The sequence below is a fragment of the Deltaproteobacteria bacterium genome, assembly GCA_029210625.1.
Taxonomy (GTDB): domain Bacteria; phylum Myxococcota; class Myxococcia; order SLRQ01; family SLRQ01; genus JARGFU01.
This window is the reverse complement of record JARGFU010000007.1, coordinates 57,050-73,293: the sequence shown is the minus strand read 5'-3', so window position 1 is coordinate 73,293 and position 16,244 is coordinate 57,050. Positions and strand designations below refer to the sequence as shown.

Here is a 16,244-nt window from a genome sequence, read left to right as displayed (position 1 = left end):
AGCGTGAGATGGACGCCCCGCCCAAGGTCCTGATCGTCGACGACGAGCAGTCGAACCTCGACTCCCTCGAGCGGATCTTCTCCCGCGAGGAGTGGGAGGTCCTGAAGGCCACCAACGGGGCGCAGGCCCTCGAGCTGCTCCGGGCAGAAGAGGTGAACGTCGTCCTCACCGATCTGATGATGCCGGGGATGAGCGGGACCGAGCTGCTGCGCGCCGTCCGGACCATCGCCCCGGAGATCGAGGTCGTCCTGATGACCGCCCACGGCACGGTGGAGACCGCGGTGGAGGCGATGAAGGAGGGGGCCTACGACTTCGTCACCAAGCCCCTCAAGCGGATGGTGATCGTGAAGGCCGTCCGCAAGGCCCTCGATCGCCAGGCCCTCGTCCTGGAGAACCGCACCCTGCGGGCCCGCCTGAAGACCCTGGCCTCCCCCGACGGGCTCATCGGCCAGTCTCCGGCCTTCCGCGCCTCCCTCGATCTGGTGCGGCAGGCCGCCCCTTCCAACGCCACCGTCCTCCTCCAGGGCGAGTCGGGCACCGGCAAGGAGCTGATCGCCCGGGCCCTCCACGCCCTCTCCGAGCGCAGCGACGGCCCCTTCGTGGCCGTGAACTGCGCGGCCATCCCGGAGACCCTGCTGGAGTCGGAGCTCTTCGGCGTCGAGAAGGGCGCCTACACCGGCGCCTCGGCGCGGCGGGCCGGACGCTTCCAGCGGGCCGATCGCGGGACCCTCTTCCTCGACGAGGTCGGCGAGCTCTCCGCCCCGGTGCAGGCCAAGCTCCTGCGGGTGTTGCAGAGCGGCGAGTTCGAGCGGCTCGGCGGCGGCGAGACCCTCCGGGCCGACGTCCGGGTGCTGGCCGCCACCAACAAGGACCTCTCCGAGGCGGTGTCCCAGGGCACCTTCCGGGAGGATCTCTTCTACCGCCTGAACGTCATCACCCTGACCCTGCCGCCCCTGCGCGAGCGCAGCGGAGACGTCCCGCTGCTCGCCCAGCACTTCCTGGCCCGCTACGCCTCGGAGAACGGCAAGAACCTCGCCGGCTTCACCGAGGCCGCGATGAACGCCCTGGAGGGCTTCGCCTTCCCCGGGAACGTGCGGCAGCTGCAGAACATCGTGCAGCGGGCCGTCGTCCTCTGCCGCGGCGACCGGATCGATCTCCCGGAGCTGCCCGAGGAGATCGCCCAGCAGCGCGGCGGTGCGCGGCGGGAGCTGGTGGTGCCCGTCGGCGCTCCCCTCGAGGAGATCGAGCGCTCGGTGATCCTCGCGACGCTGGAGCAGACGAGGGGCGACAAGCAGCTCGCCGCCCGCCTCCTGGGCCTCTCCACCCGGACGATCTACCGGAAGCTCTCCGCCTGGTCCGACGGGGAGGATGACGAGGGGGACGAGCCCCCCACTTCTGCCGAATAGAGCCCGAATTCGGGCTCTCCGGGGGAAATCCGCCCCCCTCGCTCCGATCGTATCCGGGCCGCGCGCGATCCCCTAAACTCGTTGGGTCGTCTCGACACCCAACCGGAGGGGTTGCCCCATGCGCCGTGCTCTTGCCCGGGCTCTTCTGCCCGCAGTGGTTCTCCTGACTGCCGTTCCTTCGCTCGCCGCCGCGCCGACGGCCTCGACCTCGGCGGCGACGTCGATCACGACGTCCTCGGCCCAGCTCAACGGCACGGGCAACCCGAACGGCGAGCAGAGCACCGGCTGGTTCCGGATCAGCGCCACCGATCCCGGCACCTGCACCGACGCCTTCGGCACCCGGGTGCCGGTGACCGGCGGCACCGATCTGGGCTCGGGCACCGGCTCGGTCCCCTACTCGATCCTCGCGACGGGGCTGACCTCGGGGGTCACCTATTACTTCTGCGCGATCGTGAACAACGCCTCGGGCACCGCCTTCGGAGGGATCGTCTCCTTCACGGTGCCGGGCGCCCCCGCCGTGACGACCGTCGGCGCGACGGCCATCACCAGCACCACCGCCACCCTCGAGGGCTCGGCGAACCCCAGCGCGGCCTCCTCCACCGGCTGGTTCCGCTACGACACGATCGATCCGGGCACCTGTGACGACAGCTTCGGCTCCCGCGCTCCGGCCAGCGGCGGCACCGCCCTGGGCTCCGGCAACTCCCCGGTCTCCTATACCCGCGGCATCACCGGCCTCCAGCCGGGCTCGACCTACTACTACTGCGCCATCGCCAGTAACACCCACGGCACCTCCTTCGGCGAGGTGCTCTCCTTCACCGCCCTGGCCAACGCCCCGGTGGTCTCGACCTCCAGCGCCACCCTCGTCACCGGCACCTCCGCCCAGCTCAACGGCTCGGCCAACCCGGGCGGCGCGGCGACCACCGGCTGGTTCCGCTACTCCACGACCAACCCCGCCTCCTGCGACGACGTCTTCGGCACCCGCGCCCCCACCACCGGCGGCTCGGCCCTCGGCTCGGGCAACTCGTCGGTTGGCTACGCCGTGGGCGTGACCGGCCTCTCCTCGGCGACGACCTACTACTTCTGCGCCATCGCCCAGAACAGCGTGGGCAAGAGCTTCGGCACCGTCCGCAGCTTCACCACGCCCTCGGCCCCGATCGTCACCACCAACCCCGCGAGCAGCCTCACCAGCAGCGGCGCCCGCCTCAACGGCGAGGCCATCCCCAGCGGCGCCTCGGCCACCGGGTGGTTCCGCTACGGCCTCACCGATCCGGGCACCTGCGACGACGTCTTCGGCTCCCGGGCGCCGGCCACCGGCGGCTCGGCCCTCGGCTCGGGCACCTCGTCCATCACCTTCTACCAGAACGTCAGCGGGCTCTCGGCCGGCACGACCTACTACTTCTGCGCCATCGCCCAGAACAGCGAGGGCCTGGCCTTCGGCACCGTGGTCTCCTTCAAGACCGCCGACGCCCCGGACGTGACCACCAACCCCCCGACCTCCATCACGGCGACCAGCGCGGTCTTCCAGGGCTCGGCCACGCCCAACCTCAACGGCACCTACGGCTACTTCCGCTTCAGCTCCACCAACCCCGGCACCTGCAGCGACGCCTTCGGCTCCCGCTGGCCCACCTCCAGCACCTCGGACACCTACCTGGGCACCGGCGACGTCCCGGTCGACTACTCGCGCTCCTACACCAGCCTCGTGCCGGGCACGACCTACTACTACTGCGCCCTGGCCCGGAACTCCTACGGGACGAACTGGGGCAGCGTGCAGTCCTTCACCACCCTGGCGGCCCTCCCGACGGTGAGCACCAGCAGCGCCACCCTGCTGACCGGCACCACGGCGCAGCTCAACGGCTCGGCGAACCCCGGCGGCGCCACGACCTCGGGCTGGTTCCGCTTCTCCACCAGCAGCCCCGGCAGCTGCAACGACACCTTCGGCACCCGCGCCCCCACCACCGGCGGTGACGACCTCGGCTCGGGCAACAGCACGGTGAGCTTCAACGACGCCGTCACCGGCCTGGTCGCTGGCCAGACCTACTACTTCTGCGCCATCGCCCAGAACTCGGTGGGCATCGCCTTCGGCACCGTCCGCACCTTCACCACGCCCACCCCGCCCCTGGCGACGACCGAGCCCGCCTCCAGCCTCACCAACAGCAGCGCCCGGCTCAACGGCACCGGCACCCCCAACCTGGCCACCTCCACCGGCCACTTCCGCTACAGCACGACCGATCCGGTCACCTGCAACGACACCTTCGGCTCGCGCGCGCCCGCCACCGGGGGCTCCAACCTCGGCTCCGGCAGCAGCGCCGTCAGCTACTACCAGAACGTCAGCGGCCTCTCGGCCGGCACCCTCTACTACTACTGCGCCATCGTCACCTCCGCCGAGGGCACGGCCTTCGGCGCGGTGCTCACCTTCACCACCGCCGACGCGCCGGTCGCGACCACCGAGCCGGCGACCTCGATCACCTCCTCCTCGGTCGTCCTCAACGGCACCGGCGATCCGAACGGCAACGGCGCCTACGGCTTCTTCCGCTACAGCACCACCAACCCCGGCACCTGCAGCGACAGCTTCGGGACGCGCATCCCCTCCTCGACCGTCTCGGACACCTATCTCGGCACCGGCACCGATCCGGTGCCCTTCGGGCGCACGATCACCGGACTCTTGCCGGGCACCACCTACTACTTCTGCGGCCTGGCCCGGAACTCCTACGGCACCAACTGGGGCACGGTGCAGTCCTTCACCACCCTCGCGGATCCGCCGGGGGTCTCGACCTACAGCGCCACCGGCCTGACCGCCACCACCGCGCTGCTTCGCGGTGGGGTCGATCCGGGCGGCGCGGCCACCACCGCCTGGTTCCGCTACGACACCTCCAGCCCGGGCACCTGCAACGACACCTTCGGCACCCGCGCCCCCACCACCGGCGGCGACGACGTCGGCTCGGGCACCAGCACGGTCTCCTACAACGAGACCATCTCCGGGCTGACCGCCGGCACCACCTACTACTACTGCGCCATCGCCGAGAACAGCGAGGGCAAGACCTACGGCACGATCGTCAGCTTCACCACGCCGACGCCGCCCATCGTCACCACCGACACCATCACCGGCCTCACCAACAGCGGGGCCACCCTGCGGGGACAGGCCGATCCCAACGGCTCGGCCACCACCGGCTGGTTCCGCTACGCCCTGACCGAGCCCACCGACTGCGACGACGTCTTCGGCTCGCGGGCGCCCACCACCGGCGGCACCAGCCTGGGCTCGGGCACCGCCGCGGTCCCCTACTCCCGCGCCATCTCCGGCCTCTCGGCCGGGACCACCTACTACTACTGCGCCATCGCCGCCTCGGCCGAGGGCACCGCCTTCGGCGCGGTGATGAGCTTCACCACCGCCGACGTGCCGGCGGTGACCACCGAGGCGCCGAACTCGATCACGGCCACCTCGGTGGTCTTCAACGGCACCGGTGATCCGAACAGCAACGGCGCCTACGGCTTCTTCCGCTACTCCACCACCAACCCGGGCACCTGCAGCGACAGCTTCGGCACCCGCTGGCCCTCGTCGACGAGCTCCGACACCTACCTCGGCACCGGCACGGCTGCGGTGCCCTTCGCCCGCACCCTCACGGGCCTCCTGCCGGGGAACACCTACTACTACTGCGCCCTGGCCCGGAACTCCTACGGGACCTCCTGGGGCACCGTGCAGTCCTTCACCACCCTGGCCGCCCTGCCGACGGTGAGCACCTACAGCGCCACCGCCCTGACGGGCACCGGCGCCCAGCTGCGGGGCGGCGCGAACCCCGGCGGCGCCACGACCACCGCCTGGTTCCGCTACGCCACGGCCAGCCCCGGCACCTGCAACGACACCTTCGGTACCCGCGCCCCCACCACCGGCGGTGATGCCCTCGGCGCCGGGAACAGCACGGTCTCCTTCAACGAGAACGTCACCGGCCTCGTCGCGGGCACGACCTACTACTACTGCGCCATCGCCGAGAACAGCGTGGGCAAGGCCTTCGGCTCGATGGTGAGCTTCACGACGCCCACCCCGCCGCTGGTCACCACCGATCCCGCCACCGGGATCACCCAGGACGACGCCACCCTGCGCGGCACCGGCACGCCCAACGGCTCCGCCACCACCGGGTGGTTCCGCTACAGCCCCACCGATCCGGGGACCTGCAACGACACCTTCGGCTCTCGCGCCCCCACCTCCGGCGGCACCAACCTCGGCACCGGCACCAGCGGGGTCTCCTTCTCCCAGTCCATCGCCGGGCTCTCGGTGGGCTCGACCTACTACTACTGCGCCATCGTCTCCTCGGCCGAGGGCACCGCCTTCGGCGCGGTGATCACCTTCACCACGGCCGACGCGCCGACGGTGACGACCGAGCCGCCGACCTCGATCACCTCCTCGTCGGTGCTCTTCAACGGCTCGGCCGACCCCAACGCCGCCGGCACCTACGGCTACTTCCGCTTCTCCACCACCGATCCGGGCGCCTGCAGCGACAGCTTCGGTACGCGCTGGCCCAGCTCCACGACCTCCGACACCTACCTGGGCACCGGCAGCGCCCCGGTCTTCTACGCCCGCTCCTACACCAGCCTCCTGCCCGGGACGACCTACTACTACTGCGCCCTGGCCCGGAACTCCTACGGCACCAGCTGGGGTTCGGTGCTCTCCTTCACCACCCTGCCCGACGCCCCGACCGCGACGACCTACAGCGCCATCAACCTGACCGGCACCACCGCCACCCTGCGCGGCGCCTCCGACCCGGGCGGCGCGGCCACCACCGGCTGGTTCCGCTACTCGACCACCAGCCCCGGCACCTGCAACGACACCTTCGGCACCCGGGCCCCCACCACCGGCGGGGACGCCCTCGGCGCGGGCACCAACAACGTCTCCTTCAGTGAGGACATCACCGGCCTCGTCGCCGGCACGACCTACTACTACTGCGCCATCGCCGAGAACAGCGTCGGCAAGACCTTCGGCTCGATCGTCAGCTTCACCACCCCGACGCCGCCGACGGTGGTCACCGAGGCCGCGGGCAGCATCACCAACTCCTCGGTGCGCCTCTACGGCACTGGCACCCCGAACGGCGCGGCCACCACCGGCTGGTTCCGCTACGCCCTCACCGACCCGGGCACCTGCAACGACACCTTCGGCTCCCGGGCGCCCACCACCGGTGGCACCAGCCTGGGCTCGGGCACCTCGGGCGTCTCCTTCAACCAGACCATCAGCGGCCTCTCGGCGGGCACCACCTACTACTACTGCGCCATCGTCTCCTCCGCCGAGGGCACGGCCTTCGGCACGGTGGTCTCCGTGACCACCGCCGACGCGCCGATCGTCACCACCGAGCCGCCCACCTCGATCACCTCCTCCTCGGTGGTCTTCCAGGGCACGGCCAACCCCAACAACAACGGGACCTACGGCTACTTCCGCTTCTCGACCTCGAACCCCGGGGTCTGCAGCGACGTCTTCGGCACCCGCTGGCCCTCCTCGAGCACCTCGGACACCTACCTCGGCACCGGCGCCGGGGTCGTGAGCTTCTCCCGCTCGCGCACCAGCCTCCAGCCCGGGACGACCTACTACTACTGCGCGCTGGCCCGGAACTCCTACGGCACCAGCTGGGGCTCGGTGCAGACCTTCACCACCGACTCCGTGGAGCCGACGGTCGGCACCAACAGCGCCACCGGCGTCAGCCCCACCCTCGCCACCCTCAACGGCTACGCCAACCCCTGGGGCAGCGCCACCACCGGCTGGTACCGCTACGGCACGGCCAGCCCCGGCACCTGCAACGACAGCTTCGGGACCCGGGCGCCGACCACCGGCGGCACCAACCTCGGCTCGGGCACCAGCAACACCAGCTTCTCCCAGGCGATCACCGGGCTCTCCCCGGGGACGACCTACTACTTCTGCGCCGTCGCCCAGAACGCGGTGGGCATCTCCTTCGGCACCGTCCGCAGCTTCACCACGACCACCCCGCCGACGGTCGTCACCCTGGCCGCCACGCCGGTCACCTCGACCACCGCGACCCTCAACGCCGCGATCACCCCGAACAGCTACACGACCACCGGCTGGTTCCGCTACGACACCACCGATCCGGCGGGCTGCAACGACACCTTCGGCACGGTCTCCACGACCTACTCCCTGGGGAGCGGCTCGGTGCCGGTCGCCATGGCCCAGCCCCTCTCCGGGCTCGCGCCGGCGACCACCTACTACTTCTGCGCCATCGCCGAGAGCAGCGTGGGCAAGACCCTCGGGCCGGTCCTCTCCTTCACCACCCCGGCGGCGCCGCCCGCGGCGACCACCCTGGCGGCCACGGCCATCGCCTCCACCGGCGCGACCCTCAACGGCACGGTGAACCCCAACGGCGATCCCACCACCGCCTGGTTCCGCCACAGCACCACCAACCCGGGCACCTGCAACGACACCTTCGGCACCCGCACCCCGGCCACCGGCGGGGCGGACCTCGGCGGCGGCAACACGCCGGTGCCTCACGCCCAGGCGGTCACCTCGCTGAACCCGGGCACGACCTACTACTTCTGCATCCTCGCCTCGAGCAGCGTGGGCAACGCCGTGGGTGAGATCCTCTCCTTCACCACGCCCGCCGCCCCGACGGTGACCACCGGCGTGGCCAGCTCGATCACCAGCTCGGGGGCCACCCTGGCCGGCCAGGCCGATCCCAACCTGAACGGCAGCACCGGCTACTTCCGCTACGACACCACCGATCCGGGCACCTGCGACGACAGCTTCGGCACCCGCGCCCCGGCCTCCGGCGGCGCCTCGCTGGGTGCCGGCGACATCGCCGTGCCCTACACCCAGGCCATCACCGGCCTCTCCTCGGGCACCACCTACTACTTCTGCGCCATCGCCTCGAACGCCGTGGGCACCGGCTTCGGCAGCGTGGCGACCTTCACCACGCCGGCCACCCCGACGGTCACCACCGTCGCCGCCAGCCTGATCTCCAGCTCGGGCGCGACCCTCAACGGCTCGGCCAACCCGAACCTCTCCTCGACCACCGGCTGGTTCCGCTACTCGGCCACGCCTCCGGCCAGCTGCGACGACACCTTCGGCACCCGCACCCCGGCCACCGGCGGCGCCTCCCTCGGCGCCGGCGGCAGCCCCATCGCCTTCGCCCAGGCCATCAGCGGCCTCTCGAGCGGCATCACCTACTACTTCTGCGCCATCGCCCAGAACGCCACCGGCCTCGACTTCGGTGGCGTGCTCTCCTTCACCACCACCGGCCCGCCGGGGGTGACCACCGTGACCGCCAGCGCGGTGACGGGCACCAGCGCCACCCTCGAGGGCACGGCCAGCCCGAACCTCTCGCCGACCACCGGCTACTTCCGCTACAGCGCCACGGATCCGGGCACCTGCAACGACAGCTTCGGCACCCGGGCCCCGGCCAGCGGCGGCGCCTCCCTCGGCGCCGGCAGCGCGCCCGTGCCCTACACCCAGAGCGTCACCGGGCTCGCCACCGGGACGACGTACTACTACTGCGCCATCGCCAACAACGCCGAGGGCACCGGCTTCGGCGTGGTCCGCTCCTTCTCCACCGCGGCGGCGCCGACCGTCACCACCGTCGCCGTCAGCGGCGTGAGCAGCACCGGCGCCACCCTCGACGGCCAGGCCAACCCGCAGCTCCTCGCCGCCACCGGCTACTTCCGCTACGGCACGATCGACCCGGGCACCTGCAACGACAGCTTCGGCACCCGCGTCCCGGCCTCGGGCGGCACCGACCTGGGCGCCGGCGGCACGCCGATCTCCTTCGACGAGGTGCTCGCGGGCCTCTCCGCCTCGACCACCTACTACTTCTGCGCCGCGGCCACGAACGCCGTGGGCACCGCCTTCGGCGGCGTCCTCTCCTTCACCACGCCCGACGCCCCGACCGTGAGCACCCTCGCGGCGACTGCGGTCAGCGCCAGCGGGGCCACGCTCCAGGGCTCCGCCAACCCGAACCTCTCGGGCACCAGCGGCTACTTCCGCTACGCCTCCAGCGATCCGGGCACCTGCAACGACAGCTTCGGCACCCGCGCCCCGGCCTCCGGCGGGACCGCCCTGGGCGCCGGCAGCAGCGCCCTCCCCTACGACGAGGTCCTCACCGGGCTGGCCTCCTCGACGACCTACTACTACTGCGCCATCGCGGCGAACGCCGAGGGCACCTCCTTCGGGGCCGTGCTCTCCTTCACCACCCCGACTCTGCCGACGGTGACCACCGCCGCGGCGACCTCGGTGACCAGCAGCGGCGCGGTGCTCAACGGCTCGGCCGATCCCAACCTCGACGCCACGACGGGGTGGTTCCGCTACAGCAGCACCGATCCGACCACCTGCAACGACAGCTTCGGCACCCGCACCCCGGCCTCCGGTGGGACGGACCTGGGCTCGGGGAACAGCCCGGTGCCCTACTCCAACTCCCTCACCGGCCTCGCCTCCGGCACCACCTACTACTTCTGCGCCATCGCGCAGAGCGCCACGGGCACGGGCTTCGGCAGCGTGATCTCCTTCACCACGCCCTCGGCGCCGGCGGTGACCACCCTCGCCGCCTCGGCGGTGAGCGGCACCGGCGCGACCCTCGAGGGCGCCGCCAACCCCAACCTCTCGGCCTCGACCGGCCACTTCCGCTACGCCACCACCGATCCGGGGACCTGCAACGACACCTTCGGCACGCGCACCCCGGCCACCGGCGGCACCGCGCTGGGGGCGGGCAGCTCCGACGTCTTCTACTCGCGGACCCTCTCCGGCCTCTCGACCGGGACGACCTACTACTACTGCGCCATCGCCACCAACGCCGAGGGCACGGCCTTCGGCGGCGTGCTGAGCTTCACCACCGCCGACGCCCCCTCGGTCTCCACCGGCAGCGCCACGGCGATCACCGGCTCCAGCGCGATCCTCTCGGCGTCCGCCGATCCCAACCTCGAGGCCACCACCGGCCACTTCCGCTACGCGACGACCGACCCCGGGGTCTGTGACGACAGCTTCGGCCTGCGCGCTCCGGCCACCGGCGGCGCCTCCCTGGGCAGCGGCGGCAGCCCCGTGCCCTACACCCAGGCCCTCTCCGGCCTCTCCGCCGGGACGACCTACTACTTCTGCGCCATCGCCACCAACGCGGTGGGCACGAGCTTCGGCGTGCTCCAGAGCTTCACCACCGCCGACGTCCCCGTCGTGACCACCGATCCGGCCACCGCCGTCTCGGCCACCGGCGCCACCCTCGAGGGCACGGCGATCGCCAACCGCTCCCCCACCACCGGCCACTTCCGCTACGCGACGACCTCCCCCGGGGTCTGTGACGACAGCTTCGGCACCCGCGTCCCGGCCACGGGCGGGACCGATCTCGGCTCGGGCGCCGCCCCGCTGGCCTACACCGAGGTCCTCACCGGCCTCGCCTCGGGCACGACCTACTACTACTGCGCCATCGCCATCAACGCGGAGGGCACCGCCCTCGGCGCCGTGCTCTCCTTCACCACGCCGACCCTGCCCGCCGTGACCACCGCTGCGGCGACCTCGGTCACGAGCACCAGCGCGGTGCTCAACGGCTCGGCGAACCCGAACCTCGACGCGACCACCGGGTACTTCCGCTACAGCAGCACCGACCCCACCACCTGCAACGACAGCTTCGGCACCCGGGCCCCGGCCGCCGGCGGTGTCTCCCTCGGTGCGGGCGGCAGCCCGGTGCCCTACTCGCAGGCCCTCACCGGCCTCGGCGCCGGCACGACCTACTACTTCTGCGCCATCGCCCAGAGCGGCACGGGCAACGGCTACGGAGCGGTCCTCTCCTTCACCACGCCGGCGGCCCCGACCGTCGCGACCCTGGCCGCCACCGGCGTGACCAGCACCACCGCCACCCTCCAGGCCTCGGCGACCCCGAACCTGCGGGCGGCCACCGGGCACTTCCGCTTCTCGACCACCGATCCGGGCACCTGCAGCGACAGCTTCGGCACCCGGCTCCCGGCCGCCGGCGGCACCTCGCTCGGGTCGGGCAGCAGCCCCGTGCCCTTCAGCGAGCCGCTCACGGGCCTCTCGACCGGGACGACCTACTTCTACTGCGCCATCGCCTCCAACTCCGAGGGCACGGGCTTCGGCGGCGTGCAGACCTTCACCACCGCCGCGGCGCCGACCGTCTTGACCAGCGCCGTGACCGCGGTGACCGGCACCGGCGCCACCCTCACCGGCTCCGGCAACCCCAACTTCGAGGCGACCACCGCGCACTTCCGCTTCGCCACCACCGATCCGGGGGTCTGCAACGACGCCTTCGGCACCCGGGTGCCGGCGGCGGGCGGCACCGACCTCGGCTCGGGCGGCGCCAGCGTCCCCTTCTCCGAGGCCATCACCGGCCTGACGACGGGCACGACCTACTTCTACTGCGCCATCGCCTCGAACACCTACGGCACCGGCTTCGGCCTCGTCCTCTCCTTCACGACCGCGGCGCCGCCCACGGTGACCACCGCGCCCGCGACCTCCGTCGCGGCCACGAGCGCCACCCTCGAGGGCTCCGCCAACCCGAGCAACTCGGCCACCACCGGGCACTTCCGCTACTCCACCACCAACCCCGGCGCCTGTGACGACAGCTTCGGCACCCGCGCTCCCCTCACCGGCGGCGCGAGCCTCGGCTCGGGCAGCGTCCCCGTGCCCTTCAGCCAGAGCCTGGTGGGCCTCTCCGCGGCGACGACCTACTACTACTGCGCCATCGCCAGTAACGCCCAGGGCACCTCCTTCGGCGCCATCTCGAGCTTCAGCACGCCGGCGGCGCCCAACGTCGTGACCTCGCCCGCGACCTCGGTGACGGGCAGCAGCGCGGTCCTGGCCGGCTCGGCCAACCCGAACCTGTCTCCCACGACCGGCTACTTCCGCTACAGCAGCACCGATCCCTCGGTCTGCAACGACAGCTTCGGTACCCGGGCGCCCGCCTCGGGCGGCGCCAACCTCGGCGCCGGCAGCGCGAACGTGCCCTTCACGCAGGCCGTCTCGGGCCTGGCCGCCGGGACGACCTACTACTTCTGCGCCATCGCCCAGAACGCCACCGGCACCGACTTCGGCAGCGTGCTCTCCTTCACCACCCCGGCGGCGCCCACCGTGGCGAGCCTCGCCGCGACGGCGGTGAGCAGCACCGGCGCGACCCTCGAGGGCTCGGCCGATCCGAACCTCGCGGCCGCCACCGGCTACTTCCGCCTCGGCACCACCGCGCCGGGCACCTGCAGCGACGCCTACGGCACCCGCCACCCCTCCACCGGCGGTGAGGCGCTCGGCGCCGGCAACCTCTCCGTGCCCTACAGCCTCGCGGTCACCGGCCTCTCGCCGGCGACGACCTACTACTTCTGCGCCGCGGCGGTGAACGCCGAGGGGCGCACCTTCGGCGGGGTGCAGAGCTTCACCACCCTCGCGAGCCCGAGCGTCACCACCCTCGCCGCCAGCGGGGTGGCCGGCAGCACCGCCACCCTCGAGGGCAGCGCCAACCCGAACCTCTCGGCCACCACCGGCTGGTTGCGCTACGGCCCCGTGAACCCGGGCGCCTGCAACGACAGCTTCGGCACCCGGACCCCGGCCACCGGCGGCGTCTCCCTCGGGGCCGGCGGCACCCCGGTGACCTACACCCAGACCCTCACCGGTCTCGTCCCCGGGACGACCTACTACTTCTGCGCCATCGCCCAGAACGCCGTGGGCCTGGAGCTCGGCCAGGTGCTCTCCTTCACCACCCTGGCGCCTCCCGCGGTCACCACCCTGGCGGCCACCAGCCTCTCCGGCTGGGGCGCGACCCTGAACGGCTCGGCGGATCCGAACGCCTCGACCACCACCGGCCACTTCCGCTACGCCACCACCAGCCCGGGCACCTGCAACGACACCTTCGGGACCCGCGCCCCGGCCGGCGGCGGCGCCGACCTCGGCGCTGGTAGCGCCCCGCAGGCCTACGCCGAGAGCATCACCGGCCTCACCCCGGCGACCACCTACTACTTCTGCGCCATCGCCACCAACAGCGAGGGCCCGGGCTTCGGCACGGTCCTCTCCTTCACCACCCCGGCCGAGCCCACCGTCACCACCGTGGCGGCGACCTCGGTGACCAGCACCGGCGCGGTCTTCAACGGATCGGCCAACCCGAACCTGACGGCCACCACGGGCTACTTCCGCTACAGCGCCACGGATCCCACCTTCTGCAACGACAGCTTCGGCACGCGGATGCCGGCCTCCGGCGGCGCCGACCTCGGCAACGGCAGCAGCGCCGTGCCCTACTCGCAGGCCATCTCGGGGCTCACGGCGGGGACCACCTACTACTTCTGCGCCATCGCCTCCAACGCCACCGGCGCCGGCTACGGCAGCGTGCTCTCCTTCACGACGCCCTCTGCGCCGACGGTCGCCACCCTGCCCCCGACCGGCGTCAGCAGCACCGGGGCCACCCTCGAGGGCTGGGCGAACCCCAACCTCTCCGCCAGCACCGGCTACTTCCGCTACGCGAGCACCGCTCCGTCGAGCTGCAACGACACCTTCGGGACGCGGGCGCCCTTCGCGGGAGGCACCAGCCTCGGCAACGGCGGCAGCGCCGTGCAGTACAGCCAGGGCATCACCGGCCTGACCCCGAGCACCACCTACTACTACTGCGCCATCGCCACGAACTCGACCGGCCCGGGCTTCGGCACGGTCCTCTCCTTCACCACCCCGGCGAGCCCCTCGGTGACCACCGTGGCGGCCACCTCGATCACCGGCAGCAGCGCGGTGCTCGGCGGCTCGGCGAACCCGAACCTCGCCGCGACGACCGGCCACTTCCGCTACGACACCGCGGATCCGGTCTTCTGCAACGACAGCTTCGGCACCCGGGCCCCGGCCGCCTCCGGCACCGCCCTGGGCTCCGGCAGCAGCCCGGTCCCCTACACCCAGGGCATCACCGGCCTCCAGCCCGGCACGACCTACTACTTCTACGCCATCGCGCAGAACGCCACCGGCACGGGGATCGGCTCGGTCCTCTCCTTCACCACCCTGGAGGCCCCGGCGACCACCACCCTGGCGGCCACCAGCCTCGGCCACACCACCGCCACCCTGGAGGGCGTGGCCAACCCGAACGCCGGCGCCTCCACCGGCTACTTCCGCTACGACACCACCAGCCCGGGCACCTGCAACGACACCTTCGGGATGCGGGCGCCCTCCTTCGGCGGCACCTCCCTGGGCTCGGGCACCAGCCCGGTCACCTTCAGCGAAAGCCTGGTGGGCCTCACGGCGGGGACGACCTACTACTTCTGCGCCGTCGCCCAGAACGCCACCGGCCTGGGCTTCGGGGCGGTCCTCTCCTTCACCACCCTCGGCTCGCCGCGGGTCACCACCGAGCCGGCCGACCAGATCGTCGCGACCGGCGCCGACCTCCACGGCACGGCCGAACCCGGCCCCCTCGCCACCACCGCCTGGTTCCGCTACGGCACGACCAGCCCGGGCAGCTGTGACGACCTCTTCGGCACCCGGCTCCCCGCCAGCGGCGGCACCCCCATCACCGCCGGCGCCGGGGTCACGCCCTTCACCGAGACCCTCACCGGCCTGACGCCGAACACCACCTACTACTTCTGCGCCATCGCCCAGAACAGCGACGGCTTCGGCTTCGGCGAGGTGCGGATGCTGACCACCCCGGCCGACTACCCGAGCGTCACCACCGATCCGGCGACCGGGGTCGATCTCTCCTCGGCGGTCCTCAACGGCACGGCCAACCCCAACGCCGACCTGACCCTGGGCTGGTTCCGGATCGACAGCGTCGATCCCGGCAGCTGCGACGACAGCTTCGGCATCCGCCTGCCGGACGCCCTCGGCCACGACCTCGGGGCCGGCGTCGATCCGGTCGCCTTCTCCGAGCCCGCCACGGGCCTCGATCCGGGCGTGACCTACTACTACTGCGCCATCGCCGAGAACGGCCTGGGCATGACCTTCGGGCAGCTCGAGTCCTTCACCACCGGCGCCACGGCGCCCGACGTGGTCACCGATCCGGCGACGGACGTGGTGGGGACCTCGGCCACCCTGGCCGGCGCCGCGACCCCGAACGGCACCGAGGCCACCGGCTGGTTCCGCCTCGGTGACACCGACCCGGGCACCTGCGACGACGCCTTCGGCCAGCGGGTGCCGGACACCGGCGGCATCGCCCTGGGCGCGGCCTTCAGCCCCGCGCCCTTCTCGGTGAACGCGGCCGGCCTGAGCCCCGGCACGACCTACTACTACTGCGCCGCGGCCAGCAACCTGGCGGGCGCGGCCTTCGGGAACGTGCAGTCCTTCACCACCGCCGACGTGCCGCCGCTGGTGTTGACCCTCTCGAGCTCGTCCAACGCCCAGCAGGTCACCCTCGCCGGCTCCGGCAACCCGCAGGGCTTCGACGCGGTGGGCTGGTTCCGCTACAGCCTGCAGGAGCCCGCCGCCTGCGACGACAGCTTCGGCACCCGGGTGCCCGCCGGCGAGGGCGAGGGCACCATCCTGGGCGCCGGCAACTTCGCGGTGCAGTTCGCCGAGACGCTGCCCAACCCCGGCGCGGGCACCTACTACTTCTGCGCCATCGCGGGGAGCGAGGGCGGCACCGGCTTCGGCGAGATCCGGACCTTCACCGTCGCCGAGCCGCCGGACGTCGGCACCGGCCGCGGCTGCAACTGCATGGCGTCCGAGAGCGACGTCGGCGGCGGCGGGATCGCCCTCGCGGCCCTGCTGGCGCTCCTGGCCCTGCCCCTGCGGCGGCGCCGACGCTAGCGCTCCGCGCACCCCGAGCCGCCCGGAAGAACGCTCCGGGCGGCTGAAACAGCGTGTTCCAGGGCCCTCCGGCCCCGGACGGCGGTCCTTGCCGCGCCCGGGGGCGAGCGGTAGGTTGCGGACCCCTCTCGAACGATTGCGACCCCTCAAGGAGGTTT

At 72.3% G+C, this 16,244-nt stretch carries 2 protein-coding genes; both read left to right on the top strand.

The features are described from left to right. The first annotated feature begins 8 nt into the window (after positions 1-8). On the top strand, positions 9-1,406 hold the full coding sequence (locus P1V51_08210; GenBank protein MDF1563013.1) for a sigma-54 dependent transcriptional regulator: 1,398 nt from the start codon (positions 9-11) through the stop codon (positions 1,404-1,406). 154 nt (positions 1,407-1,560) lie between these two features. After that, the gene (locus P1V51_08205; GenBank protein ID MDF1563012.1) at positions 1,561-16,086 is read left to right on the top strand and encodes a hypothetical protein; all 14,526 of its coding nucleotides are present in this window, start codon (positions 1,561-1,563) and stop codon (positions 16,084-16,086) included. Positions 16,087-16,244: the final 158 nt, after the last annotated feature.